At 43.6% G+C, this 23569-nt stretch carries 14 protein-coding genes; 7 read left to right on the top strand and 7 right to left on the bottom strand.

Annotated elements, in window-relative coordinates:
* Positions 1–260: 260 nt before the first annotated feature.
* Positions 261–878, top strand: a complete 618-nt coding sequence (locus QUA57_RS04985; RefSeq protein ID WP_333059831.1) for a helix-turn-helix domain-containing protein — start codon at positions 261–263, stop codon at positions 876–878.
* Positions 879–902: 24 nt separating this feature from the next.
* A complete protein-coding gene (locus QUA57_RS04980; RefSeq protein ID WP_333059830.1) occupies positions 903–1424 on the top strand; it encodes a GNAT family N-acetyltransferase in 522 nt (173 codons plus the stop codon).
* Positions 1425–1432: 8 nt separating this feature from the next.
* On the opposite strand, the gene QUA57_RS04975 is transcribed toward QUA57_RS04980, so the two are convergent.
* Both QUA57_RS04975 and QUA57_RS04970 read right to left on the bottom strand, forming a co-directional pair.
* A complete protein-coding gene (locus QUA57_RS04975; RefSeq protein WP_333036936.1) occupies positions 1433–1795 on the bottom strand; it encodes a hypothetical protein in 363 nt (120 codons plus the stop codon).
* A gap of 370 nt (positions 1796–2165) precedes the next feature.
* Positions 2166–2528, bottom strand: a complete 363-nt coding sequence (locus tag QUA57_RS04970; protein ID WP_333059829.1) for a hypothetical protein — start codon at positions 2526–2528, stop codon at positions 2166–2168.
* A gap of 121 nt (positions 2529–2649) precedes the next feature.
* Here QUA57_RS04970 and QUA57_RS04965 point away from each other — a divergent pair, with 121 nt between their 5' ends.
* A complete protein-coding gene (locus QUA57_RS04965; RefSeq protein WP_333059828.1) occupies positions 2650–3441 on the top strand; it encodes a cobalamin biosynthesis protein in 792 nt (263 codons plus the stop codon).
* A 4-nt stretch (positions 3442–3445) separates the two neighbouring features.
* Here QUA57_RS04965 and QUA57_RS04960 read toward each other — a convergent pair whose 3' ends face one another.
* Complete coding sequence (locus QUA57_RS04960; protein WP_333036939.1) at positions 3446–3814, bottom strand: phage holin family protein; 369 nt, start codon at positions 3812–3814, stop codon at positions 3446–3448.
* A gap of 109 nt (positions 3815–3923) precedes the next feature.
* On the opposite strand from QUA57_RS04960, the gene QUA57_RS04955 reads away from it, so the two are divergent.
* Positions 3924–4421, top strand: coding sequence for a pentapeptide repeat-containing protein (locus tag QUA57_RS04955; RefSeq protein WP_333059827.1), 498 nt, complete (start codon positions 3924–3926; stop codon positions 4419–4421).
* Between the two features lie 189 nt (positions 4422–4610).
* Here QUA57_RS04955 and QUA57_RS04950 read toward each other — a convergent pair whose 3' ends face one another.
* On the bottom strand, positions 4611–6809 hold the full coding sequence (locus QUA57_RS04950; protein ID WP_333059826.1) for a transglycosylase SLT domain-containing protein: 2199 nt from the start codon (positions 6807–6809) through the stop codon (positions 4611–4613).
* A gap of 450 nt (positions 6810–7259) precedes the next feature.
* Between QUA57_RS04950 and QUA57_RS04945 the strand changes: the two genes are divergently transcribed.
* The 3 genes from QUA57_RS04945 to QUA57_RS04935 all read left to right on the top strand — a co-directional run bounded on the left by QUA57_RS04945 (position 7260) and on the right by QUA57_RS04935 (position 12638).
* Positions 7260–8438: a transposase gene (locus QUA57_RS04945; protein WP_333059825.1), complete on the top strand. Its 1179-nt coding sequence runs from the start codon at positions 7260–7262 to the stop codon at positions 8436–8438.
* 86 nt (positions 8439–8524) lie between these two features.
* Positions 8525–10003 carry a leucyl aminopeptidase gene (locus QUA57_RS04940; protein ID WP_333059824.1) on the top strand — a complete coding sequence of 493 codons (1479 nt, stop codon included), beginning with the start codon at positions 8525–8527 and terminating at the stop codon, positions 10001–10003.
* Positions 10004–10415: 412 nt separating this feature from the next.
* Positions 10416–12638 (top strand): PAS domain S-box protein, encoded by a 2223-nt coding sequence (locus tag QUA57_RS04935; protein ID WP_333059823.1) that lies wholly within the window; start codon positions 10416–10418, stop codon positions 12636–12638.
* 129 nt (positions 12639–12767) lie between these two features.
* Here QUA57_RS04935 and QUA57_RS04930 read toward each other — a convergent pair whose 3' ends face one another.
* From QUA57_RS04930 to QUA57_RS04920, 3 genes are all read right to left on the bottom strand, one after another.
* Positions 12768–18614, bottom strand: coding sequence for an AAA family ATPase (locus QUA57_RS04930; RefSeq protein WP_333059822.1), 5847 nt, complete (start codon positions 18612–18614; stop codon positions 12768–12770).
* Positions 18615–18692: 78 nt separating this feature from the next.
* Complete coding sequence (locus QUA57_RS04925; protein WP_445304456.1) at positions 18693–18842, bottom strand: ATP-binding protein; 150 nt, start codon at positions 18840–18842, stop codon at positions 18693–18695.
* A gap of 58 nt (positions 18843–18900) precedes the next feature.
* The coding region (locus QUA57_RS04920; RefSeq protein WP_333059821.1) for an AAA family ATPase at positions 18901–23569 on the bottom strand (4669 nt) is incomplete at its 5' end.

Genomic DNA, 23569 nt, shown 5'->3' with positions numbered 1-23569 from the left:
AGATTTTGGAGTGTCAAACAAAAAAATGTTTGTGCTCGGTGGCCAGAGATTCTTTTCTCAGGATAAAGATTTTTGGAGGCATAAGCGATCTGTTGCGCCGCAGATGTTAGGCTGATACAGCAAATCTCAAAAAGGGTCTGGGGCCCGGCGAGGAGTTTTAAGTTTGGGATAAAAGCCGCGCACAACTTAAAACTTAACATTATTTAGCGCTTCAGTCCCGAACCCGTAGTTCCAAGTCGCAAATTACCGATTGCAAAGCCATGCGAATTTTTAATCAGTCTCCTCCTTCTGAAACAGAAACCAAGAAGCGGATTTTACAAGCCGCTCAGCGGTTGTTTGCCCGCAGCGGATACGACGGCACGACAACTCGCGATTTAGCAGTGGCGGCGGGGGTGGCCGAGGGTACGCTATTTCGGCATTTTGATAATAAAAAAGCGATTTTGATTGAGGTGGCGACGGAAGGATGGGTGGAGTTGCTGACGGATTTGCTGACTGAATTAAGCGAGATGGGCAGTTACAAAGCAGTGGCTCAGGTGATGCGGCGACGGATGCTGAATATCCGCGAGAATAGCGACATGATGCGGGTGTGTTTTTTGGAGGCGCAATTTCACCCGGATTTACGCGACAGAATTCAGTTGGAAGTCATCGGAAAAATGAGCGATGTTGCTGAGGCTTTTTTTGAAACAGCGATGGAAAAAGGAGTTTATCGGAAGATGAATCCGAAGATTGTCGCTCAGGTATTTTTGGGAATGTTTGCAGTCGCGGGTTTCAGTCAAAATACGATTATGGAGCCGAATGCTTCGCCGCAGCAAATGCAGGAAATGGCTGAAGGATTAGCCGATATTTTTCTGAATGGGGTTTTGCTGAAAGATGAATAATTAGGGCAACAGGGAAAAGTTGTTATGGGCAAAATTTTGCACTATTCTATTCGATCGCTAACCCAGAAAGACGAGCCTTTTCTCTGGAAAATGCTGTATGAAGCGGCGCACATGGCAGAAGAAGGCGAATCAAGGGTGCAAGGGGTTGTGAATCATCCTTTAATTGCGAAATATGTCAAGAATTGGGGACGTGCAAACGATTTGGGCTTCGCAGCAATCGAATTGAACGGGAGCCAGCCAGTAGGAGCAGCCTGGCTGCGTTTGTTTACAGAGGATGACAAGGGGTTTGGCTGGGTTGATGATACTATCCCGGAATTGGCGATCGCCGTTCTTCCAGAATATACAAATCAGGGTGTAGGAACGCAGTTGCTGGATCGTTTGTTGTCAGCAGCAAAAGTCTCTTATCGATCGGTATCCCTGAGTGTCAGAAGCTCGAATCGAGCCCTGAGTTTGTACGAGCGATCGGGATTTAAAGTAATTGAGGGAAGCGAGACAATGAACCGCACAGGAGGGACATCATTCACCATGAAATTGGATTTTAATTAAATGAATTATTACTCTATAAAATCGTACATCTTTTGTACCCACTTCTCGCGATTATCCTGCCATTCATCCGTCACTACCTCCCAAGTTGTATTGCTTTCAAGTTCCAGCAATAGACTTGATACTTCTTCTAGCGTCGATGCTATATGACATTCTTCTACCCAACTTTCACGGATCATTTTCCAGAGACTTTGTACCGCTTCTCGCTGAAAATTTGATTCTAATTCAACTAGCAATTTTGCTAAATGTTTTTCGTCAATTGCTGCTGACACCTCGCTCATCCAACAGTTGCGACGTTCTTTCCATTCTTCCGTCACTGCGTCCCCGTTTAGGTGGGCTTGAAACTCTAACAGTAATTGGTTTAGTTCTACCATATTAAATTTTGTCTTGTTTGCAGTTTGTGCTATTTTTGTACAAATTTTAGTAATTTAGACTGTGGGTTTTTTATAATGAGATATGTGGCTGAGGCTTTATTTGGATTCGTCTTTGGAAAAACAAGTTTATCCAAAGACGAATCCGAAAATTGTCGCTCAGGTATTTGTGGGAATGTTTGCAGTCGCGCCCTTCAGTCAAAATACGATTATGAAGCCGAATGCTTCTCGGCAGCAAATGCAGGAAATGGCTGAAGGACTCGCTGATATTTTTCTGAATGGGGTTTGGCAGAAAGATGAATCATTAGTTATTAGTCATGAGGAAATTTTAGATCCTGAAAACGCAATATCTAAAGGCTCTGGCTCCTCGACACTACTCGTTAAACTTGTGCATTTGCTGTACCCAACTATCGCGATTCTGCTGCCATTCATCAGCCATAGCTTCCGAATTTATATTGGTTTCTAGTTCCAGCAATAAACTTGATACTTCTTGAACAATCGATGCTGCCAGACATTCTTCTACCCAACGGTTCCGACGTTCTTCCCACTGAATATCCACCGATTTACCCTGCAAGTTAGATTGCCATTCAACTAGCAATTCTGCTAGATATGTCAGGTTAACTGATGCTGCCACATCGCTCACCCAACTTGGCCGGCGCTCTTTCCATTCTTTTTTGACTCCTTCCGATTTGAGGTTGCTTTCAAGCTCTAACACTAACTGATTTAGTTCTACCATCTTAAATGTTTGATTTTTTGTAGTTTGTGCTACAATTATACCAAAATTTTCACTAAACAGAGTGTTAATTTTTTTTTTAAGATTGCGGTCGCAGTGAAACTACAGAATAGATAACTGAATAATGAGCGATGAATTCACTTTAGATATGCTAGACATTCCCAGCGGTTGGAGTCGAGGCGAAGGGGACTGGACTGGAGTAGCGGCAGCTCTTGCTGGAGGGGAAACTGTCGAAGTAATTCAAGAAGTTGGTTCTACTTTGTGGCAAAACCGTCTGCCAGAAAAACATTCTTTGTATTGGGAGGGGGAAAATTTCTCAACTATCAAAGCCCGAATTTGGATTAGTTTTACGCAGAGAAGATTTTCGCCGGAATCTGTTTTGCCAAAGGTTCAGTGGCATCCAAGAGTGTTGTGGATAGGGATAGGTTGCGAACGCGGAACAGGGCGAGAATTAATCGAAACTGCGATTAAACAAGTATGCCGTGCTTATCATTTAGCCGAAAGTGCGATCGCAGGTATTGCTACCATAGATACTAAAGCAGGTGAAGTCGGCTTGCTGGAACTTTGTCAAGAGCGAAATTGGCCGTTAAAAACCTTTGCTGCTGACATTTTAAGTTCCGTAGAAGTCCCCAACCCTTCAAATATTGTAGTCAAAGAAGTCGGGACGCCTAGTGTAGCAGAAGCGGCGGCACTGTGTGCAGTTAGAAAAGAAAATTTAACCGCAGATGAACGCGAATATACGCAGATATCCATCAATCATCAGCGTCCATCTGCGTTTATCTGCGGTTCAAATCCCCTCTTAGTCCCTAAACAAATATTTCGCAGCAAAAATCCCCCCCTTTCACAAGGAGGGGTTAGGGCGGGTTCTGCGGTAACAGTAGCGGTTGCAGTTTGCCCGATCGAGTATCTGGGATAATATATTACTGAGACAAAGTATTGGCATTCACAAATCGACCAATCAACCCAGAAACAAATGACAACACAATGGAACCCACCAAAGCCGGCCAAAAACCGCCAACCACAAAGCCGATATTGAACGCACCCGCCAACCACGAAGCCAGGGAAAGCGAAATTGCATTCACAACGAATAAAAACAAACCTAAAGTAATAATGGTCAAAGGCAGCGTCAGCAATGTAAGAATCGGTCGGACAACCGCGTTCACCAATCCGATAACAACAGCAGCCAGCATCGCCGCCGGAAAGCTAACCACCGAAATACCTGGTACAATGTTAGCGGTAATAATCAGCGAAACCGCTGCTACTATCCAAGTTAAGAAAAAACTTAGCATATCTTTTTTTCCATCTCCATCACTATTAATTAAGATTGTACCTGTTTAGTCGATCGACCAAAGTTCGGGATACACTACGAAATACCCACCTTGCGAGAATATCAGACTTATGAAACTCCGGCAACTAGCAGCATTCCTCTTGGTACTAACTATCTTCATCCTGCAGCAGCCAGCCCAGGCTCAATCTAAATATTACGCTCCGCCGTTGTCCTTTAGCAACGCCGAACTGACAAGACGCGATTTTTCTGGTCAAATGCTGCGGGCGGCTGAGTTTTCTAACGCTAATATGGACTTGACTAATTTTTCTAATGCCGATTTGCAGGGAGCAATTATGAGCGCTTCGGTGATGACTCAGGCGAATTTGCACGGAGCGAATTTAACTAATGCAATGATAGATCAAGTTAAATTTACTAATGCCGATTTAAGTGATGCAATTTTAGCAGAAACAATTTTGCTGCGTTCTACTTTTGACGGAGTTGATATCACCGGCGCTGACTTTACGGACGCAATTATGGACGGATCACAAGTTAAAGAATTGTGCACAAAGGCAAGTGGGATTAATTCTCAAACTGGGATTTATACTCGCGATTCCTTGGGATGCCGCTGATATCATCTTCCGTCAATTACTAATGATTGTTTGTTTGGTGGGGGCGGGTTTTTCAGATTGTTTGTTTGGGGCGATTATGGTTGGTGGAACCTGCCCCTACGAAACCATATTTTGTAGGGGCGGGTTCCACCAAAAAGATATAACGATTACCAACAATTTAGATAAAACCGCCCCCACACCACGAATAATTCACTTTACTTTTTTCTGAGCAGCCGCATAATGCTCACTCATTAACTGATTAACTTCTGGATTGTAAATCCGCAGATAATTCCAGTAATTCTCAAACACCGATTTCACGTATCCTTTCGTTTCAGGAAACGGAATCTTTTCCGCAAAAGCATCTGGGTCACTAAAATTAAACCTCTTCAACCAATCTGATACTGCATTTGGCCCGGCATTGTAACTCGCGACAGCTAACATCGAGTTATTCTTGTACTCGTCGTGAGTGTGATCCAAATACCACGTACCAAGTTTAACGTTGTCGTCCACATTCTCCAATGAATACTTTTTGAGGCTGATTTGTCCAGCAACCCAAGCGGCTGTTTCGGGCATTACTTGCATTAAACCGGTGGCGCCAACTGATGATTTGATAGCGGGCATAAACCGCGATTCTTGCCGGATTAATGCTGTTACTAATACTGGATTTATTTTGCGCTCTTGCGACCATTTGACAATGGTTTCTAAGTAAGGAAAAGGATAAAGTGCTTGCCAATAAATCGGTTGCTGTCTGAGATCCAGGTATTGGGTTCTATCATCTGGTTTATCGCGCTGCCGCAAACTACCAACCATCCACAAACCATCTAAATTGTCTCCGACTGCAACTCGCATTAAACCGTCGGTAAACTGTTCCGCAATACTTGGTTCTACGCGGTCGATAAACTCTACTTGCCACAGCGCCCAAGCATCCCTATCTTGACCTAATTGATAGAGTTCTTTCAACGCAGGAGAACCCGCAGTTGGTTCGGGGCGCTGAGGCGGCCGCACTACATTGGGAGACAAATCTCGGACTGTGGTAAAGTCGCCGACTGGCCAGCCGAGAAGTACAGCCGATCGCCACGCAAAATATGATTCTGGATAGCGTAAGATCGTATAGTCAAATGCAGTCTTGGCGTCTTGTTGGCGGCCGAGTTGCTGTGCCCATTTCCCGACCCAAAATGCGGCTTCTGGAGCTTGTTCGCTGTCGGGATTGTGGGTGGTTAATTCTCTCGCCCACTGCCAAGCTGATTTTAAATCTCCGCCTTTGGCAAACTGCTGGGCGATCGTCCACCGCAATTCGCCTGCTTTATCAGAATTATTGTATTTTGTCAATAGCAACTTCCGGGTATCTGAGGCGGATTGACCGCTGCGTGCTTTGTCGAGAATTTGCGATTTATCTAACAAAGCTTCGGGGGCATAATTGGGAAATTTGCTAATAACTCGATCGAGCAAAACGATCGCTTCTTTCGGTTCGCTCAGCCGCGACAGCCGAATTAAACCCAAACCACTATCTTCGGCATCGGGGAACTCGCGCACTAATTCTTGATAGGCAATTCTCGATTCCGGGATTTTTCCGTCGAGCCACAAACCGCGAGCTTTGCGGTAAAGATTTTTGGCATTGCGGGGAGCTTTCCCGTAAGCAATAGCTCCTTTGCCGTAATTTTGTTTTTCCCAATAGCCAAAGGCAATTTCTTCCCAATCTTCCGGTTTCAAACCGGCGCCGTTTCGCTGCACCAGTTGTTCCAAAATTGTCCCGTAATCTTTGACATAATGACCGTGTTTTGCTACGAGCAGCATCAACTGCGGCTGATTCGGATTTTCTTTTAACTTGCGGAGGGCAATTTCTACGCTGCGGGGATGACCAGGAAATTCAGTAATTGCCTGTTGCCAATATTCCGGTTTTGACTTGCCTAAAACATATAAAGCTTCCGCTGCTACCGGGTCGCTCGGATAGTTTTTGAGCAGTTCCTCCCAAGCTTTTTGAGTTTTGCCTTTGTCGCCGCTCAATTGGTAAGCTTGCGCCCTTTTTAGGGCAATGTGAGCAGCTAAAACCGGATATTCTTGCTCTAATTTGTCCAATAATTTTAATGCTTTGGCGGCATTTCCTTGCTGGATTAAATCGCTGGCAAGCAGGTAGCGGGCGCGGCTTTGAGGGGAGATTGGCTGCTGCGGGTTCGTATTTACAGACTCACTGGCTGCGAGTTCAACTAATTTCGCCGATCGCTCGCTCGGTGACAGCGATACCAGCATCTTGACTTCCGATTCGGAATTCGCTGCATTCACGGGCTGCTCGGCCTTCTGGACCGAGCCAAAACCCATCCATTTCATCGCAGCAACCAAAGAGCCGATCGCAATAACGCAAACTGAAACGCTGATTAAAACAGAAAATCGGGCCCGGCGTCGTTTTAGCATGGGAAAATTTAAGAGAATAACAATAGATAACCGATCGTTTGTCAAAAGCCATCAGAGGCAGGATGGGTGTTCCACGCCATCACAGGCAGGATACCTGTTTAACGAGAAATAAATGTTAAGAGTGGGGCAAAAACGGACAGCCAACCCCCAAACAGATGATTGAGATTGGTGGAAGATCCGATCGCAGGCGGACTTGGCTGATATAGTAGCAGAATTTATTTTGATGTGGAGCGGAAAATTTGTGCGATCGATCTATTTGCCCGCACAAAGGAAAAACGACAAACCACTAACTACCAAAACTTATGCTTAGAGCCTCCGTGCTGGCGCCGGGGGAGGAAAGCTAACAACAGGCTGTCTTCCCGCAGTATGGGTCGGATATTTAACCATTCTTCATATCCTACGACTATTTGCAGGATACAATTAACAGGTCAAGTTAAGGTCGTTCTTAATATGGCTCAGCTAACACTAACGTTAAAGCTTCCGTTTCACAGGTTGAATGCCTGCAAAGCACTTGAATTTGAGCGGCTTACCGCCCTCAATACGGCTGTTGCAAATGATTTGCTGGCAGTTGACAACAAGGATCGTAAAAAGCTGACGAGTGCCGCGTTTAGACATATTGAGATTGGATCGATGTGGATCAATCAAACCATTCGGAACACCCATGCAAAAACTAAGGTGAAGCACTTTAAGCAAATGTGGCTTGAAGTGAACAACCAAGGTTATGAGGTTCTCAAGTCGGGCAATTTATTCACTGTCTCTTTCAGTCTCTATCGAGGGCGGAAAGGAAGAATTCCTCTTGATGTTCATGCCGCCTCGCATACCGAAGTTTTGGATAAAGCGATCGAAGGTTCTGTCAAATTAGGCAGTCTGAAGCTATGCAAGTCCAAAAAAGGTGTTTGGTATGCACTCATTTCTGTATCGATGGAAGTTCCCGATGCAGGTGATGTTAAAGGTTGGATTGGAGTCGATCGAGGACAAAACAATATTGCAGTCGCAGCACTGCCCAACTCCTTCGGCAAGTTCTGGAATGGTCGCAAAGTTAAAGCCGCCCGACGACGGTTTCAGAAAACCCGTAAGGTTCTCCAAGAAGCGAAAAAGCTGAAAAAGGTTAAGCAGCTACAATCGCGTGAGCGTCGCATCATGACGCAGATCAATCACGAGATTTCTAGGCAGTTGGTTCAGTTTGCTTCATACTTCGGAATGGGATTGCGGTTTGAGGATCTTTCTGAAATCAGAAGTACCTCAAAGCAACGCAAGAAAACCAAATCGGATGCAGCTCAGAACCGAGATGCTTGGGCGTTCTATCAGCTTGAAATCTTCACCCGCTATAAAGCGATTCGTGCAGGTGTTCCCGTTGAGTCGGTGCCGGCACCCTATACCAGTAAATCGGATCATCGAAATGGTGTTATCGGCAAGCGAGTCAAGCACCAATTCAAAGGATTTGATGGGTATCGCTGTAACGCGGACTGGAACGCTTCGCAAAATATTGGGCAGTGGGTAGGATTTGCGTGTCCTTTGAATCTTCAGAAAGCGGTGTCTGCAATGGAAATCGTTGATTCAGAGGATGGGGTCAATGACAGTCCCTTAACTGGTGATGCGTCTTTGACGACGGCTTCAGCCTCGTCTTAGACAACCGCTAGAATCCCTCGCGCTTGGGCCGGGGGAGTGTCAAAAAGTACAATCTAAAGTCTAAAATCTCAACTCTAAATCAAAACATGGAATTTCTAGTCACCGATACGCCCCGCTCTGTTTGGATTGGAGACGCCTTGGCAATTGGTCTATTTGAGGACGCCCTGGAACTCACGGGCGATCTGGCACAATTAGATGAAAAGCTGGCAGGCACTTTGAAAGAGCTGCTACTGGAAGTAGATTTTAAGGGCAAAGTGGGTACGAGCGCCATCACCCGCGTCGGCGGCAATAATCCCATTCGCAAAATTGCGATCGTGGGTTTGGGCAAAACAGAGGACTTAAAATTAGACACCGTGCGGCAAGCTGCGGGCGTTTGCGCCAAGTTAGCCAAAAAAGAGAAATGTAAAACCCTGGGAATTAGCTTTCCGGTGTGGAAAAACGCGCCGGATGTTACAGCAAGCGCGATCGCCGAAGGTGTAGAACTCTCCTTGAATCAAGACAACCGTTTCAAATCGGAACCTGAAGATAAAAGCCCGCAACTCGAACAAATTCATTTGCTCGGTTTTGCCGGTACCGAAAGTGCGATCGCCCGCGCCCGCCAAATCACTGCCGGAGTCATTTTAGCACGGGAATTAGTCGCAGCGCCGGCAAATTTTGTCACCCCGATTACCATGGCAGAAACTGCTCAAAGTCTAGCTGCCGAATGCGGTTTAGAATTAGAAATATTGGAGCGGGAAGACTGTGAAAAACTAGGAATGGGAGCCTTTCTCGGCGTTGCCCTAGCATCGGATTTACCCCCTAAATTTATCCATTTAACTTACAAACCAGAAGGTACACCGCGCCGCAAAATAGCAATTGTGGGCAAAGGATTGACCTTTGATTCTGGCGGTTTGAACATCAAAGGTGCGGGCAGCGGCATTGAAATGATGAAAATAGATATGGGCGGCGCTGCGGCTACTTTGGGAGCGGCAAAGGCGATCGGACACATCAAACCCGATGTGGAAGTTCACTTTATCAGCGCCGTCACTGAAAACATGATCAGCGGCCGCGCCATGCGCCCTGGAGACATCCTTACAGCTTCCAACGGCAAAACAATTGAAGTCAACAATACCGATGCAGAAGGCCGTTTAACCCTGGCTGATGCGTTGGTATTTGCTGATAAATTGGGAGTTGACGCAATTGTCGATTTAGCAACTCTAACCGGGGCCTGCGTAATTGCTTTAGGCGACGAGATCGCGGGTTTGTGGAGTCCTCAAGATAGCGTCGCCGCCGAAATAGTCGCCGCCTCAGAATTGGCAGGCGAAAAATTTTGGCGGATGCCGATGGAAGAGAAGTATTTTGAGGGCTTGAAAGCATTGCACGCCGACATGAAAAACACCGGCCCACGTCCCGGCGGTTCGATTACGGCGGCGCTATTTTTGAAGCAGTTTGTAAAGGATACTGCATGGGCGCATTTAGATATTGCCGGCCCGGTTTGGAGTGACAAAGAAAATGGCTACAATGGCCCTGGGGCTACCGGTTTTGGAGTTCGGACTTTGGTGCATTGGGCGCTGGGCGGCGCTTAAGTGTGGATTTCCAGCGCAAAAATTGAGATTTTCTCTGCCTTAAAAGTCTGCTAGTCCATCTGTGAGCCAGGGGTTAAAAACTCCTGGCTCACTGCTTAAGTAATCTAAAAGAAAATTTAATAGTAATCATTAACAATTTAAATGTTTCTGAATCAATAGGTAGGCGAACCTATGTATTCCGTCACAGGGAGCAACGTAAGCGTTGCTAGCCGTGACGCTCACCATTGCTCATACTTGGGAAAAGCTTCGTTCCTAGGGCCCCACCTCGATAGTTTTGAGATTTCCTGAAAAAATAGCTGTTTCATAAAAAATGAAAAAAGTATATAATTATGTAAATATTTCACTAGCCGAAATCAAATAATTAGATTTGATCTGATTTGCATTGGTACAGATAATTTTTTTCTTGAACTTTATGCAAGAACAATTAACAATTTTTTTTTCCACACTTGCTGTATCTTCTACACTCGCCTGCAACGTGGTGCCGGAGTTGCGATTGTACGCTGTTTTTGACTCGCTGACGGCACTGGCTTATTGCTCGATCGCCCTATCTTTAGTTTATTTTACCCGCCAAGGTTCTCACCGCAAGATTTTCCGGGTATTTGCCGTTGTTTTTTTTGCCTGGGGCGCTGCTAAATTGACGGAAGTTTGGACGCTGTGGCACTCGATATATTGGCTGTCAGTAACTCTCAAAGCTGCAAGTGCTTTGATTGCGTGGTTTTTAGTCGCAGTCGCCCTTGCCCTCATGCCCAAAGCACTTGCCGAGTCTGGTTTTAATCAAAAAGAAAAACTTCAAAAACAGTCGTTAAAACAGGTAGAGGAACATCAGCACCACCATGATATCCAGAAAGGAGAATTGGCAAAACAAGCGCTAAATTTTTACCCTTCAGATACTATTATCGATCGCGCTTTAGCTCTCAATTCGCTTAATGAACAGTTAGAAAAAGAAATTGCCGATCGCCACCGAGTTGAGGAAAAGTTGCAACTGACTCAATTTGCGATCGACCGATCGGCAGATGCGATATTCTGGATCGGGCCCGACGGTAAATTTTTGTACGTCAACGACGCTGCTTGCACTTCATTGGGATATTCTACCACTGAATTGCTCTCGATGACCGTGCACGACATCAACCCAGATTTTCCCCAAACTGCTTGGAGTTTGCACTGGAAAGTCTTAAAACGCTGCGGTTCGGTTAATATTGAAGTTCACCACATCACTAAGTACGGTCGCATTTTTCCGGTAGAAATTACGATCGACCATTTGGAATTTAACGGCAAAGAATATCAGTGCGCGTTTGCTCGCGACATTAGCGAACGCAAGCGGATTGAGGCAGCTTTGCGAGAAAGAGAAGAAGAATTTAGGTCATTAGTTTCTAGCATTCCCGGTGCGGTTTACCGCTGCAGTGCTGCTGGGCGATCGAGCGTAACTTTTATCAGCAGTGGCATAGAAGCTATTTCCGGCTATCCTGTCGCTAACTTTATGCAAAAACCGGTGCAGGCTTTTCCGAGTATAGTTCATCCCGATGACGCTGAGCAGATCGAGACAATTATCGACCGGGCTATTAAGACAAAACAACCTTACATCATCGAATATCGCCTGATGCACTGCGACGGAAATGTGCGGTGGGTTGCAGAGAAAGGTCAAGCCCTTTTCAACGCAGACGGTGAAGTTTTATCCCTCAACGGCGCCATTTTTGACATAACAGAACGCAAAGCAGCGGAGGATGCTTTGCGGCTCTCCGAGGCGATCGCCAACAACAGAGCTCAGCAGCTAGAAATCGCTCTCAAAGAACTTCGAGAAACTCAAGCTCACCTAATTCATACCGAAAAAATGTCAAGCCTCGGTCAAATGGTAGCTGGAGTAGCTCACGAAATTAATAACCCTGTCAGTTTTATCTACGGCAATATTTCCTACGCCAGCCAATATATCCGAGACTTGTTGCAGCTTGTGGAACTTTATCAAAAACACTATCCTCAGCCCGTGGTAGAAGTTCGAGAATGTATTGACAAGATCGATTTAGAATTTCTGAGAGAAGATTTACTAAAAATATTATCTTCGATGAAAATGGGAGCCGATCGCATTCGCGAAATAGTTCTGAGCTTGCGAAATTTCTCGCGTTTAGACGACTCGGTAAAAAAACCTACTAACCTTCACGAAGGCATAGATAATACCCTCTTAATATTGCACAACAAACTCCGAGCTAGAGGCGACTATCCAGAAATAAAAATAATCAAAGATTACGGTCAACTCCCTTTAATAGAATGTTATGCAGGTCAGCTCAATCAGGTATTTATGAATCTGCTTAGCAACAGTATTGACGCATTGGAAGATGCTTGCAACCAAAAAAGGCGATCTGCGGCGGTCGGCGACGATTGGAAACCAACTATTAGCATTCGCACAGAAGCCCTAAACGAAAATAGTATTTGCATCCGCATTGCCGATAATGCGATCGGCATGACAGAAGACGTGCGTAGCCGATTATTTGACCCGTTTTTCACGACAAAACCGATGGGAAAAGGCACTGGTTTAGGGTTAGCCATCAGTTACCGAATTGTCGCGGAAAAACACGCCGGAGCCTTGAGCTGCCGTTCCACCGTAGGAGAAGGGACGGAATTTGCGATCGAGATTCCTTTATAAATTAGTGCGACGCAAGTATCAAGAATTTGGCAGAATTTATCGCTCACTATAAATTGTAAAGTGGGGTGTAAAAAACTTTCAATTTTCAAGAAAAATCCCAAAATTGGCTATAAATTACCCAGCTAATGCTCAACATGGCAGTGAAATTATAAATTCTGTACCGCGACCTAAAGTTGAGTTGACTTCGAGCATACCAAAGTGTTGCTCAACTACAATCAACCGTGCGATCGCCAATCCTAATCCCGTTCCTTTCCCTACCGCTTTCGTCGTAAACAAATGATCGAAAATTTTCTCTTTGACTGATTCACTCATACCCTTTCCATTATCAGTAATGGTAATTTTCGCCTGGTTATCTTCTAGTGAGGTTGTAATTGTAATGCGGTTGGGATTCGCCTGAATTTCCGCAAAACTTCGACCAGTATTTGATTCATCTAACGCATCAATCGCATTGGCTAGAATGTTCATAAACACCTGGTTAAGCTGTCCCGGGAAGCATTCGATCGCCGGAATATTGCCGTAGTCTTTCACTATTTCAATGGCGGGTCGCTCATCGTTCGCTTTCAATCGATATTTGAGAATTAAGAGCGTACTATCTATGCCCTCGTGGATGTTGAAGGGCGCTTTATAGTCTTTGTCAGCTCTAGAAAAGGTGCGGAGCGAAGTGCTGATACTTTTAATGCGATCGCATCCCACTTTCATGGAGTCAATCATTTTAGGCAAGTCTTCGATGATATAGTCTAAATCGATATCTTCGGCATGGTCTGCAACCTCTGTTTCTGGAGCGCGATCGCGATAGAGATTGAGATGCTCCACTAAGTCTTCCACCGTTTGCTGGGTTTCATTCAAATTGCCCCAAATAAAGCCCACGGGGTTATTGATTTCATGAGCAACACCCGCTACCAGATTTCCGAGTGATGCCATTTTTTCGCTTTGCACCATTTGCAGTTGGGTGTTCTGCAAATCTGCCAGAGTCTGTTCGAGTTCCTGTGATTTTTGAATCACACCTGCTTCTGCTTGCTTGCGAGCGGTAATATCAATCAGCATTCCATCCCAAACGGTTTCTCCGTCTTCTCTACGTTCTGGCTGAGCAGCGGCTTTCACCCATTTCACTTTCCCACTGGGAGTAATAATCCGCCACTCATGTTGAAATGGGGTGAGCGTTTGAGCGGACTCGATAACTGCCCGAAACCCCTCTGCTCGATCGTCGGGATGTTCAAAATCGCGTAGGCTGTATTTTCCTAGCATCACATCCTCTGCCGCCACTTCATAGAGTGTTTGACATCCAGAACTGACGTAGGGCACTGAAGCAGAACCATCGGCTTGAATCCGAATCTGATAAATCAAGCCAGGTACGTTATTGGCAAGTTTCTGAAAGCGGGCTTCACTATTCTTTAACTCTTCCAGAGACTGTTCTAGCTGTTGAGCATAGTTTTGAGATCGCTCGTAAAGTCGAGCATTTTCTAAGGAAATCGCCGCTTGAGCGCAAAGTAAGTTAAGTAGTTCAACGCGATCGCTTGTAAATGCTCCCGTAACTAAATTGTTTTCTAGATATAAAATGCCCATCAGCTTCCCTTGATGCAAAATCGGGCTACACAAGATACTCTTCGGCTGCTGACGCATGATATATGGGTCATTTATTAAAGTCCGCTCGGTCGTCGCATCCAGCAGCACAACAGTCTGCCTGTTGTGCTTGACTTTGTAAATCAGCTTCAGGGGAATTTCTTGACTCTCTTCAATGGGAAGACGCTGCAAGACAACTGGCTTTGAACCCTCGGTAATTGACCCTTTAATTAACAGGCGATCGTCTCGCAAGAGCATGAACACGCATTTATCCGCCCCCGCATTTTCGATGACGATTGAAAGCAACGATGAAAGTAGCTTTTCGAGTTCGATTTCACCGGATATTGCTTGGGAAGCTTTGAGAATAGCAGCTAAATCTAAAGCCACAGAAACACTACTACTGGATGTGGCAGAACTGGTGGAGGTAATACTCCCCAAAGTGAAGATAGTTTCGTGAGTGGAGAGAGGAGAACGGATTTGCTCTAATATAGGTGCAAGCAGTTGCCGATAGCGAGCTTCTAGGTCAGCAACTTTGGCTTTTGCACCCCAACGAGCATAGGCATAGTAGGCTGCAATCATGTATTCCCCGGCTATGCGCTCTTTGCCCCAATCTAGGTAGAATTTAGCAGCCAGTTCGTTAGCAAGTGCTTCTTCTTGGGTATATTCGTTGGCTTTGGCAAGAGAAATCGCCTTGTCGTAAAACTCAATTGCTTCGGCTTTTTGTCCTAACACTCGACATTTTTCTGCCGCTACCAAATCAACCTTATGTTGATAATTCATGGGTGCATGAGACGCCCATTGCTGTAACTTGGTTTGGTTTTCTAGGACACCCTGCAATGCTTCTGATGTTTCATCTAACTGTGGATTCAATTGTGCCAGAGTTAGCAGAGACTCATAAAGATAAAATACTGGTTCGCTGACTAATCCCGCACCAGCCATAAAATAGCGCCTGACTTCAATAGCATGATTTTTCGCTGGCTCAATTTCTCCAAACAAGAAACAAAGCAGCAGTTTATACAAATGGAAAATATACAATCCATATCCATCCTTGGCAGATTGTAGCTGCTGGAGAAATTCTGTTTCTTCAAGGGCTTTCCCAGACAAAAGGGTGGTATGTTCTGCAAGACCTAGCAAATTTAAAACAGGCTGCCAATAGATCCGGCAATAATTTGCGGTTGTCAATTGATTTAATTGCATCAAACTATGGCAGTAAGCGCAAATTTCCTGCTCTAAGCTAGCCAGGGATTGACGACACCAAAAAGAATTGAGGCAAAAAGTGTGCCCATTATATCCAGCAAGTACCACGTTTCCAAATTCTAAGGCACTGGTATAACCCTCTTGCAACAGGGGTAGTGTTTCTTTAATGTGAGATTTGCGGTGTACAATAAATATCCCCAAGATCATCAAAACATCTGTTTTACTTGCTTTAGCATCGAGTTTTGAGATAATTTGGAGTGCTAGGGAACCAAACTGCGCTCCTGTATCTATGGCTTGTAAGAAATGGCAAAGAAGAGTGCCATAGGTGGCATAGCCTAAAGCAGAAGTCGATGTGTTACCGTACTGAATTGATAGTTTAACGGACAAACTATTCAACAATGGGTACAGCGCAGATCCAGAGAGATAAGCTGCCGGGATAAGGAAATTGACAATTTTAAGAGTACCGAGTTTTTCTGCATCTGTCATTTCAGGCAAGTGAACCAAATCAGCGATTTCCCTATCTCCAATGAGTGCCTCAATCTGTTGGATTTCCTGTTGAAGATCTGATGATGTCGGTGTTTCAGGAAAGGTGACGCCAAGCTGTTGTAAGACTGGTTGGGCGATCGCGATCGCTGAGGTTAATTTACTTTGGGAAATATGAGATTGAATTCTAAAGCAGTAAACGTTGACTTTTTCAGGTAAGGAGCGTGCCTGTTGAATGACGATATCAATGAACTGTTCCATCGACTCAAAATTACCGTTTAGCATTGCCACTTCCGCTGCTAATTCATACAAGGCTAGGGTCATTTCATACTGCTGCTGCCAAGTATTTTCTGCCAACAAAAACAATCCCACTGTGGCATATTCATGGGCGGCTTGATAGGCGGTTGAAGTTTTGGCTTTGCGACAGGCAATTAAATTGAGTTGGGCTAATTCTTCTCGTTCTGTTGGTTTGGTAATTAAAGCAGTTCCGTGATTTAATTGATTGACAATTTCAAAAATACGGTCTTCTCTTGCTTGTGCCGAAATCTGTTGCAGCAGCAGTTGTCCGATTTGGTAATGAGTCGCCTGTTTTTGGTCGTGTGGAATTAGGGAATAGGCTGCTTGTTGAACGCGATCGTGTAAAAATTTGTAGGTAACATTTTGAGACTTTTCTGACGTAACAGCTTGACTTTCTTCCCCTACATAAAATTTATAAACATCACCGATCGGTAAAATCAAACCTTCTTGTAATGATTTCCATAAAATGGCTGCGGTTTCTACATCTGAGTGTTCTGAAACAATTGCTAATGTTGCTAGATCGAACTGATTGCCAATACAAGCGGCTAACTTCAGAATATTCTGGGTTACTAAGGGTAACTTCTCTAACTGCAACGCCATAAATTCTACAACATCATCGGTCAAGGCTTGTTGATTAATTTTGGACAGATCGCATTCCCAACAGCCTAACTCCAAGTTAAATTGAATGAGATTTTCTTCGTGTAGGGCTTTGAGAAATTGGGTGGCAAAAAATGGGTTGCCTTTAGTTTTTTGATAAACTAATTGTGAAAGGGGTAATGCCAAATTTTCGGTTATTTTTAGGGTATCAGCGACTAATTGATTGATTAGGGATTGACTCAGGGGTGTTAAAGTAATAGTATTAATGGCTGCTTGGTTTTTTTGAATTTCGCTCAAAGTCAGCATTAATGGATGGGCTGGATTGACTTCGTTATCCCGATAGGCACCCATGATGAAAAGATGATCTGTATCAGCCATTAATAGCTGCATCAACTTTAATGATGCTGAATCAGCCCATTGTAAATCATCTAAAAACATCACTAATGGATGTTTGGCGCTAGTAAAGACTTGGGTGAATTTTTGAAACAATAAATTAAAGCGATTTTGGGCTGCTGTTCCTGATAATTCTACTGCTAGTGGTTGTTCACCAATGATTTTTTCTAATTCGGGAATGACTTCAATAATTACCTGACCGTTGTTTCCGACAGTTTCTAATATTTGATTTTTCCATTGCTCTAGTTGGACATCACTTTCGGTTAACAATTGCCCCATTAAATCCCGAAATGCTTGGACAAAAGCTGAGAAGGGAATATTGCGTTGAAATTGGTCAAATTTTCCTTTGATAAAATAACCGCGTTGCCGAACAATTGGTTTATGAACTTCATTGACAACGGCGGTTTTACCAATACCCGAAAAACCTGCTACCAGCATCATTTCTGTTGCACCAAGACTGACTCGCTCAAATGCTTGCAGTAAAGTTTCTGCTTCAGTTTCTCGTCCGTAGAGTTTGTCGGGGATGATGAAGCGATCGCTCCTATCCCGTTGTGCAATTTTAAAGCTCTGAATTTTCTCAGTTTTTTGTAGTTGATGTAAACATTTTTTTAAATCATATTTCAGTCCTAATGCACTTTGATATCTATCTTCGGCGTTTTTTGCCATCAATTTAGTGACAATCTCTGAGACTACCGAGGGGAGTTGTGGGTTATTTTCATGTACTAATGGTGCTGCTTTGGCAATATGACAATGTACCAACTCCATTGGGTCATTTGATTCAAATGGTAATTTCCCTGTGAGTAATTCGTAGAAAGTCCCACCCAAAGAATAAAAGTCACTTCGATAGTCAATCCCCCGATTCATTCGACCAGTTTGTTCTGGGGAAATATAAGCAAGTGTCCCTTCTAATACATTGGGGTTTATCAAAGTTTGTGTTTCTCTTGGAAGTAAAGACGCAATACTAAAGTCAATTAATTTGACTTGTTTGGTTTCGGGATTAATTAAGATATTGCTGGGCTTTATGTCTTTGTGAATAATGCGCTCTCGGTAGAGAATATCTAAGGTATTGCATAGCGCGATCGCGATTTCCAAAAACTCTCTCAAAGATAGTGCGTTTTTCCCTTTAATCGCCCATTCCTGAAGCGAAATTCCCCCAAAGTCTTCCATGACTAATGCATAGCCATTTCGAGAGGGTTCGAGACTATACGTTTGGATAATTCCCGGTTGACAAAGGTTTTTAGCAATGGTATATTGATTGCGAAATTGCACCAGCTCGCTAAAGGTGGGATACTCGTTTTTCAGCAGTTTGATGACGACAGGTAATAGGTCACTGGTACGGATGGCCCGATAAACTAAGGTGCGACTTCCTGAATAAACTGTTTGGAGAATTTGATAGTTAGGAATTTGAATGCTTGTGTTTGGGTTGCGGTTTTGGTGAGAGTTATTCATGGTTGTTGTTATTTAATAATTGGTGGGTTAAGGAGCGGTTAAATGGGTCTGAAGAAGATAAAAAAATTAACTTTTTTGTTAGGCATTAGTGGGTAAGGTGATGATAAATTCTGTTCCGGCTCCCAGTGGAGAGTTGATGTGAATAGAACCGCTATGTTTTTCGACAACGATTTGACGTGCGATCGCCAATCCTAAACCCGTTCCTTTGCCCACTGCTTTCGTCGTCAATAAATGATCAAATATTTTTTGTTTTACATCCCAACGGGCGTAGCAGTAAGAAGCTTCTTTAGGCTCTAATATAGCTGATAGGAATCTCGATCGCTAACTCTGTACCATTTCCAACTCTAGAATTACAGGTTAATTTACCGCCATGTTTTTTGACAATACCATAGCTAACAGATAAACCCAAACCTGTACCGCTACCCACTGGTTTAGTTGTAAAAAATGGATCGAATATTCGGGATTGAATATTCGCCGGGATACCGGGACCATTATCAGAGATTTTAATTCTAACCCTGTCTTTTTCTATGACTTCAGTCTGAATCATGATTAGAGGATTTTTTTCTGTTTTATTAATTGATTGAAGAGCATCAATAGCGTTACTGATAATACTCAGAAATACTTGATTGATCTCACTAGCATAACAAATGACATTGGGCAGATTTCCATACTCTTTAATAACTTGTATTTCTGATTTGCCATCGCTCAGTCTTAAGCGAGTTTGTAAAATTAGCAAAGTGCTTTCAATTCCGGTATGTAAATCTACTGCTTTCATGTCGGCTTCATCTAAGCGGGAAAAGTTACGCAAACTCAGGATAATTTGGCTAATGCGATCGCTCCCTGCTTTCATAGATGCCAGAATTTTAATTAAATCTTCCCAGATAAATTCTAAATCCATTTCTTCTATTTTCGCTTGAATTACTTTACTGGGTTCAGGATACTCTTGTTGATAAATATCAAGTAAAATAAGCAAATCTTTGACATAATCCTCTATATGTGCAACATTACTGCGAATAAATGTTACTGGATTGTTGATTTCGTGAGCAATGCCAGCTACCAGTTGACCGAGAGATGACATTTTTTCGCTCTGAATTAATTGGGATTGGGTTTGTTGTAAGTTTTTAAATGCTTGCTCTAAATCAAAAGCTTTTTGGCTTAAATCTTCCGTTTTTTGCGCTACTTCTGCTTCTAAGCTTTGGGAATATTTCTCTATTTGTTTATATAAACGAGAATTCTCAATAGAGATCGCCGCTTGAGCTGCGAGTATCTGGATAATTTCTACTCGCTCATTAGTAAATGCTCCCAGTGTTAAGTTATTTTCTAAGTACACAATACCGACGAGTTTTCCTTGCCGAATAATTGGAGTACATAAAACTGATTTAGGTTGATGAGCGATAATATAGCGATCGCCTGCAAATTGGTCGGCTGTACTTAAGTTGTCAAAAACAGCAGTCGCTTGAGTTCGTGCCACGGCATAAATCAAACTCTGAGGAATTTCCTGATATTGTTCCAGAGGAATTTCTAATATTTTTGTCTGCTTTTGTGCGGCTTGAGCGACGACTAACCATTGTCGGTCTTGGCGAAGCACTAAACAACCGATTTGTGCTCCCCCATTCGCCAGCGTAATCTGCATCAAAGTGGCTAACAGTTTCTCTAATTCAATTTCTTGTGAAATAGCTTGTGCCGCCATCATTACTGCTGGAAAATCTAACCATAAATTCTCGCTACTACTGACGCTAGCTAGGCTTCCCATCCAGGTAGGGTTGATTGTTGTCCCAGATGTTATTACAAAGTTAGTAGGTTGGAGAATAGCTTTTAGTAGTTGTGGATAGTGTTGTTCTAAATAAGCGACTTTAGCCTTTGCACCCCAACGGGAATAACAGTAATACGCCTCAATCATGTAAGATTGTGCAACTTTTTCTTTCCCCCAATCTAAGTAGAATTTTGCAGCTAGTTCGTTGCCTAAAGCTTCTTCTTGGATATATTCGTTTTTCTTGGCTCCGGCAATTGCGCGATCGTACCAATCTCCAGCTTCATAATTCTTGCCTAAAACCCGGCATTTTTCTGCTTCTACCAAGTCAATTTTATGTTTGTGATTCATCGGCGCCTGGTGTGCCCATTGAGCCAAAGTGGTTTGATGGGTTTCTGCCAAAGCGAGACTGTTCGCTTGCTCAATTTCTGACTGCGTAGAGCAGACTGCCAAGTAGGTTAACCCGGCATAGAAATGGAAAACCGGAGTATGAATCATTGCTGCCGCCACCCTCAAATAGAGGCTTGCTTGAGCAATGTAGTCTAGGGCGTTGGTGTAGTTGCCAAAGAGATAGGCAAGCATTAGTTTGTAGTTATAGGCAAGAGCGAGTGCAGTAAGCTCTCTATTCTGATTATGCTGAGGAAACATCACTGTTTCATCATAAGCCTGACCGATTAATAAATCCGGTTGATTGACAATTTCCCTCAAGTTATGCACCGCCTGTTGTGCCATATTCACGTAAACCATAGGAGAATATTGCTTCACAGTCGTTAAGACAACACAATAATTTTCTATTTCTGCGTGCCAATCATCAATCTCTACCCCCGAAAAAAAATTATTATATAAATAACTACTGACGCAGTAGCCAGCATTGAGAAAATCACCTGTTTCCATTCCGACTAAATACCCTTCTTTCGCAGTTGGGATTGTTGCCCTCAGTGGTTCTTGACGATGCTGAATAAAACAGCCAAACCAAAGTAAAGTGATACATTTAAATTCTGGCCAATTCAACTGATTGAGTAAGCTAAGTGCTACTCGCCCAAAGCGATAACCTTTTTCTACTTCTGAGAAAAAACCAGACAGCACAATGCCATAACCCACATACCCGATTGTTGATGCTGGTGCATTGCCAAATTGAAGTGATATACTGACCATTGTGGCACAAAGCAGAGGCTGCAAGGCAGGATTTCCCATAAAAATAGCCGGAAACAAGATGCCTAACAATTGCATCGCCGCGATTGTCCGAGGATCGCTCATTACGGGAAGGTTAACCAGTTCCTCGATCTGTTTGCCCTCCAGTTGGTTGGCAAGGTTTTGTAATGCAATGCGTGTCAATGCTTCGTCAGTTTCATAGGGGAGTTCAATCCCCAATTGTGCTAGGGCATTGGTGCCGATCGCGATCGCTTCTAACATCTGACTCTGAGTTGTCAGTGCGTTGATTTGAATCTCAAATATCTTGACTTTATCTAGTATTGTTTTCGCCGATCGCAAAACCTGGGCTGCCATTTCTTCCATGCCATTAAAATCGGCATTTAAGTAAGCCGTTTCAGCCGCAGCCACATAAAGATTCAGGGTTAATTCATACTGAGTTTGCCAACAGTTTTCAGTGAGTAACTCCAGCCCTGTTTTCACAAAACTTCTGGCGCCTGCATAGGCTGTAGAATTTCTGGCTTTCTGTCCGGCTGCTAAGTTCAATCTGGCTAAGGCTTCCCGTTCCTCTGCTTGAGTCATGAACTCAATTCCTAAATTTAAATGCCCGACAATATCAAACAGCTTTTCCTCTTTTTCTATCTCTGATAAGTTTTGTTGGAGTAGTTGCCCAATATGGTAATGGGTCTGCTGTTTTTGCTCGTCAGGAATCAATGAATAAGCCGCTTGTTGGACGCGATCGTGTAAAAATCGATAAGTCGGATTAGCGGAATCATTGAAAAGTTCCTCGCTATCAGATTGGGTAAAGAACTTATAGATTTCGGTAGTAGGAATTACCAAACCTTCCTGCAAGGCTTTCCATAAAGCTGTGGCGCTACTGTCTGGTGATTTCTCACTGACAATTGCTAAGGTATTCAAATCAAACTGCGCCCCTATACAAGCCGCTAGTTTGAGACTATCCTGAGTTTCTCTGGGCAATTTCTGTAATTGCAATGCCATGAACTCAACGACATCATCAGTAATTGCTAAGGCCTTCACTTGGGCAATATCGCATTGCCAATATTGAATATCGAAATCAAAGCTAATTAACTTGTCATCATGTAATGCTTTGAGAAACTGGGTTGCAAAAAAAGGATTACCTTGAGTTTTTTGATCGACCAATTTTGTTAAAGGCTGGGCTAGAGATGATTCACAATTCAGTGTATCTGCCACCAACTGATTCATATCAGGTTGCCTTAAGGGTGGTAAAGTAATTGTATGCACCGTTGCCCCAGTTTTGACAATTTCATCCACTGTTAAAATGAATGGATGTACGGGAGAGACTTCATTATCTCGATACGCGCCTAATATTAATAGATGCCCAGCATCTTGCATCAATAATTTCAGCAAGTTAAGTGATGCGGAATCGGCCCATTGCAAGTCATCTAAAAACATGACTAACGGATGTTCTTGACTGGTAAAGACTTGCACAAATTTTTGAAACAGGAGATTAAAGCGATTTTGGGCGGCTGTTCCCGATAATTCAAGGGCGGCTGGCTGTTTACCGATAATATTTTCCAATTCAGGAATTACGTCAATTAAGACTTGTCCGTTCTCTCCTAATGCAGTTAATACCTGGCTTTTCCATGTTTCTAATTGCCAATGTGATTCTGATAGCAATTGCCCCATTAAATCGCGGAATGCTTGCACAAAGGCGCTGAAGGGAATGTTGCGATGAAATTGGTCATATTTTCCTTTAATAAAATAACCACGTTGCCGCACTATGGGTTTATGAACTTCGTTTATAACTGCGGTTTTTCCAATTCCTGAAAAACCCGCAACTAGCATGATTTCTGTTGCACCTTCGCTGACTCTTTCAAAGGCTTGTAGGAGCGTTTTCACTTCGGTTTCTCTTCCATAGAGTTTGTCGGGGATGAGAAAGCGATCGCATATATCCCGCGTTCCTAATTCAAAGCTTTCAATTTTTCCAGTTTCTTGGCACTGCTGCCAACACTTTTCTAAGTCATGTTTCAATCCCTTGGCACTTTGATAGCGCTTTTCGGCATTCTTCGCCATC

The sequence above is a fragment of the Microcoleus sp. Pol7_B2 genome, assembly GCF_036701035.1.
In the GTDB taxonomy this organism is placed as follows: Bacteria; Cyanobacteriota; Cyanobacteriia; order Cyanobacteriales; family Microcoleaceae; genus Microcoleus.
Note: the sequence above shows the minus strand (reverse complement) of the source record. Positions and strands in the feature narration are given on the sequence as shown.

Bases quoted from the DNA above. Each gene is read 5' to 3' on its own strand.
- QUA57_RS04985 (WP_333059831.1), top strand. From the start codon at position 261: ATGCGAATTTTTAATCAGTCTCCTCCTTCTGAAACAGAAACCAAGAAG.
- QUA57_RS04980 (WP_333059830.1), top strand. From the start codon at position 903: ATGGGCAAAATTTTGCACTATTCTATTCGATCGCTAACCCAGAAAGAC.
- QUA57_RS04975 (WP_333036936.1), bottom strand. From the start codon at position 1,795: ATGGTAGAACTAAACCAATTACTGTTAGAGTTTCAAGCCCACCTAAAC.
- QUA57_RS04970 (WP_333059829.1), bottom strand. From the start codon at position 2,528: ATGGTAGAACTAAATCAGTTAGTGTTAGAGCTTGAAAGCAACCTCAAA.
- QUA57_RS04965 (WP_333059828.1), top strand. From the start codon at position 2,650: ATGAGCGATGAATTCACTTTAGATATGCTAGACATTCCCAGCGGTTGG.
- QUA57_RS04960 (WP_333036939.1), bottom strand. From the start codon at position 3,814: ATGCTAAGTTTTTTCTTAACTTGGATAGTAGCAGCGGTTTCGCTGATT.
- QUA57_RS04955 (WP_333059827.1), top strand. From the start codon at position 3,924: ATGAAACTCCGGCAACTAGCAGCATTCCTCTTGGTACTAACTATCTTC.
- QUA57_RS04950 (WP_333059826.1), bottom strand. From the start codon at position 6,809: ATGCTAAAACGACGCCGGGCCCGATTTTCTGTTTTAATCAGCGTTTCA.
- QUA57_RS04945 (WP_333059825.1), top strand. From the start codon at position 7,260: ATGGCTCAGCTAACACTAACGTTAAAGCTTCCGTTTCACAGGTTGAAT.
- QUA57_RS04940 (WP_333059824.1), top strand. From the start codon at position 8,525: ATGGAATTTCTAGTCACCGATACGCCCCGCTCTGTTTGGATTGGAGAC.
- QUA57_RS04935 (WP_333059823.1), top strand. From the start codon at position 10,416: ATGCAAGAACAATTAACAATTTTTTTTTCCACACTTGCTGTATCTTCT.
- QUA57_RS04930 (WP_333059822.1), bottom strand. From the start codon at position 18,614: ATGAATAACTCTCACCAAAACCGCAACCCAAACACAAGCATTCAAATT.